Source organism: Variovorax sp. P1_H12_2 (assembly GCF_056405335.1).
Map to the genome: position 1 here is coordinate 1 of NZ_JBFUCI010000536.1, position 3,666 is coordinate 3,666.

The 3,666-nt window shown below is 66.3% G+C and carries 4 protein-coding genes and 1 pseudogene; all 5 read right to left on the bottom strand.

All coding sequences use genetic code 11. From position 1 onward, the window contains the following. Window positions 1-296: pseudogene (locus AC1D2K_RS31780) on the bottom strand (glycosyl transferase); the annotation flags it as partial. Continuing rightward, entirely contained in the window at window positions 293-946 is a 654-nt protein-coding gene (locus tag AC1D2K_RS31785) for an acyltransferase (RefSeq protein WP_478094059.1), read from the bottom strand. The pseudogene AC1D2K_RS31780 and the gene AC1D2K_RS31785, both read right to left, overlap by 4 nt. Further along, entirely contained in the window at window positions 943-1,803 is an 861-nt protein-coding gene (locus AC1D2K_RS31790) for a hypothetical protein (RefSeq protein ID WP_478094060.1), read from the bottom strand. Before AC1D2K_RS31790 ends, AC1D2K_RS31785 begins: the two co-directional genes overlap by 4 nt. 134 nt (window positions 1,804-1,937) lie before the next feature. Then, entirely contained in the window at window positions 1,938-2,903 is a 966-nt protein-coding gene (gene fcl, locus AC1D2K_RS31795; protein ID WP_478094062.1) for a GDP-L-fucose synthase, read from the bottom strand. Window positions 2,904-2,931: 28 nt separating this feature from the next. Continuing rightward, on the bottom strand, window positions 2,932-3,666 hold a 735-nt coding region (locus AC1D2K_RS31800), incomplete at its 5' end, for a cupin domain-containing protein (RefSeq protein WP_478094064.1).

Below are 3,666 nucleotides of genomic sequence, written 5' to 3' on the forward strand. Positions count from 1 at the left end.
AACCAGTGGAAAACACGGTGCACGATGTCCGAACCCGGAACGCCGAGCCTGACGATCGAGCCCGACATCCTCAGGGCGAGCTGGAAGCGAGCCGGATGACGCCGCAGCGAGCGGGGGATCTCGACCTTGCGGACCTTCTCGCGATAGCCGGCGGGCAGCCACCACGGCGGCGCTTCGCCGTCCGCCACCACCGGCACGCCGGACCAGAAAGACTGCAGCAGCGAACGCTCATGCAGCGCGAGGGCGAGCTGGTGCGAGTGCTGCAGCCCGGGATGCGTGACCAGCACCATGGTCATGGCCGCGGCTCTAGGCCGTGCATGGGCGGATTCGCCGGACTCGCCGGATCGGCGCGGCGGCCGATCCACGCCTCGAACGGCGGCAGCAGGGCCACGGGGTCGTAGCAGAGGTCGGCGGGGCGCGCGTTCAGCCGAACGACGGCCGGATTGCCGGTGGCGACCGCCAGCGGCGGCACATCCTTCGCGATCACCGCGCCCGCGCCCACGACCGCGCCGTAGCCGATCGTGACACCCGGCAGGATGGTCGCGCCGACCGCGATCCAGGCGTAGTCCTCGATGCGCACCGGCTTCTTGAAGGATCGCCAGCCCGGATCTCCGACATGGTGACTCGCCGTGAGAATGCTGACCCGGTCGTTGATCACGACGCGTGAGCCGATGTGGACCTGGTCGAGCGCGACGATCTCCGAAGACCCCGAAATGAAGCTGTGCTCCCCGACGCTCAGGTTGGCGGCCGCGCCCTTGAGTTCGAATCGATCGAGGATCGACAGTTCGCCCACCTGCGCCCCGCGGACGCGAAAGCTGCGCCTTGCCAGAATGATCTTGAGCAGCGCGCGGAAATGYAGCGCCCGCTTGGCCCATACGACAAACCAGCGCCGGGACCCCAGCGCCGGCCGTTCGCGTGACGTCCACAGGAAGCGGATGTCGCTCATCTGCGAGCCTCGCTGCGCATCGTTCTCAAGGCGGCAACATGTGCTTGCACGCAATGCGGCTCATACCACCCGCGCGCCTGGCGGCCGACGACGCCCGGATCGATGTCCTCGAGCGCCGCGAAGCCGGCCACGTAGTTGACATTGGCGACCAGTCCATCATGCGGCCGGTAGTCGTTCCAGAGCAGGATCGGGCAGATGCCGTGGGCGCTGTAGGAGGCAAGCACACCGCTCTTCGACGCGTAGTCGATGGGATAGGCGAGGGCGCCGTAGCTGGCGCCGGACAGGATCTGGCTCACCTCCTGCGCCGCCAGTCTCCCGTGCACCACGGCGTTCTCCCGGAGCAGGCGCTGCGTCAATGAAGCGTCCTGCAGCGGCGGACCGATGTCATGGATGACCAGGCCCTTTCGTCGCGCACAGTCGAACACTTCGCCGCTGGCCCATTGGTAGACGTTGGCGCGCACCCCGGGGCTGCCGAAGACAACCAGGTGCGGCGCTCTGTCGGTGTCGATCGAAGGCGGCTCTCCCACATTCGAACAAATGGGCAGCACGCGGTGCGGCRTGGTGTCGCGTCGCGCCAGGAGCCATCGGCCGGACTCCTCCCGGTTGGTCAACCAGAAATCCGAGAGGTCGAGCAGCTCGCTGGCGATCCGCTTCTGCCAGGCGCCGAGCCAGAACGCAGAGCCCCAGGGCGGGCTGGAAGCGAACAGCTCATGGAACACGACTCCGAACGCCTGGAAGCGCGTACGCAGGCTGCGCATGTGCTCGACCAGCCAGAGCGGCACGCCGCGTTTCTGGAAGCCGTAGCCGCTGAAGTGCAGCAGCAGGCAGTCGCCCGAAAGGGACGAAATGTCGGTCATCCGGGTCATTTCCAGGGGCGGGGACTGGAGGGCGTTCCCGAGCACGGTCGCATAGTCCCGAACGCCGCCGGAACCCGGCGGAACCAGGGAAAGGAAGGATGCGCGCATGGTAGGAACTGCCCCTGCGGCGCTCTTCAGACCACCAGCGCTTCGCTGCAGAAATCTTCGTAGGCGTTCGCAATACCGTCACGCAACGCCACTTCCGGCTTCCATCCGAGCTGGCGGATACGCGAAATGTCGAGCAGCTTGCGCGGCGCGCCGTCGGGCTTGCTGGTGTCGTAGTGGATGCTGCCGCGGTAGCCGACCACCTCGCTCACCATCTGCGCGAGTTCGGCGATCGACAGGTCCTCGCCGGTGCCCACATTGATGTGGCTGGCCATGACGTCGGTATGCGCCGCGTAGGCCTCCCGCGGCAGGTCCATCACGTGGACGCAGGCGCGCGCCATGTCGTCGACGTAGAGGAATTCCCGCTTCGGCGAGCCGGTGCCCCAGATGACGACCGCCGGCGCATCGCCGGCCTTCGCTTCGTGGAAGCGCCGGATCATCGCCGGCAGCACATGGCTGTTCTCGGGGTGGTAGTTGTCGCCCGGGCCATAGAGGTTGGTTGGCATCACGCTGCGGAAATCGCAGCCGTACTGGCGGTTGTAGCTTTCGCACAGCTTGATGCCGGCGATTTTGGCGATCGCATAGGGCTCGTTGGTCGGTTCCAGCTTGCCGGTGAGAAGCGCGTCCTCCGACATCGGCTGTTGCGCGAGGCGCGGGTAGATGCAGCTCGATCCGAGGAACAGCAGCTTGCCGACGCCGGTGCGCCAGGATTCGTGGATCAGGTTGGCCTCGACCATCAGGTTCGAGTAGATGAACTCGGCCGGAAAGCTGTTGTTCGCATGGATGCCGCCCACCTTCGCGGCGGCGACGTACACCTCCTGAGGCCTCTCCTCGGCGAAGAAGGCCCGCACCTGCGCCTGGTCCGTCAGATCGAGTTCCGAACGGCTCCTGGTGATGATGTGGGTGTGGCCCTGCGCTTCCAGGCAGCGCACGATGGCGCTTCCGACCATGCCGCGATGGCCGGCGACGAAAATCCGCTTGTGCAACTCGTTCATTGAAATATCTTGTCGCCGGTTGGAGGAGTCAGGCGTGCATTCTTGCACCGCCGAGGGCGGGTGACTCGCCATCGGCGAAGCGCACGATGTCGTCTTCGCCCAGGTAGCCGCCGGTCTGGACTTCGATGACTTCCAGCGCGGTCTTGCCGACGTTTTCCAGCCGATAGACTGCACCCACGGGGATGTAGATCGATTCGTTTTCCTTGACCAGCACGGTCTTGTCGTCGCACACCACGCGCGCCGTGCCCTTGACGATCACCCAGTGCTCGGCACGATGGTGATGCATCCGCAAGGTCAGGCGCGCGCCCGGCTTCACGGTCAGGCGCTTGACCGCGAAGCGCTCGCCGTCGTCGATGCTGTCGTAGGCGCCCCAGGGTCTTGGAATGCGGCGGTGCCGGGTCGCTTGGCTGTGGCCGTGCGTGGTCAGCAGCGCGACCACGTCCTTGACCTGTTCCGCGCAGTCGCGGTGCACGACCAGCAGCGCGTCGGGGGTGTCGACCACCAGCAGATCCTTGGTGCCCAGGGCCACCACCGGCCGGCTGGGTGCATGGATGAAGGTGTTGGTCGCCCCCATGGCGAAGCCCTGGCCGCTGATTCGGTTGCCGTTGGCGTCGGTGTCATGGAGGTCGGCGACCGCATTCCAGCTGCCCACGTCGCTCCAGCGGCCCTGGAACGGAATGACGACGACCCGGTTGCATTTCTCGAGTACCGCATAGTCGATGCTCTGGCTGCGGCAGCGGCTGAACGCGGCACTGTCCATCCG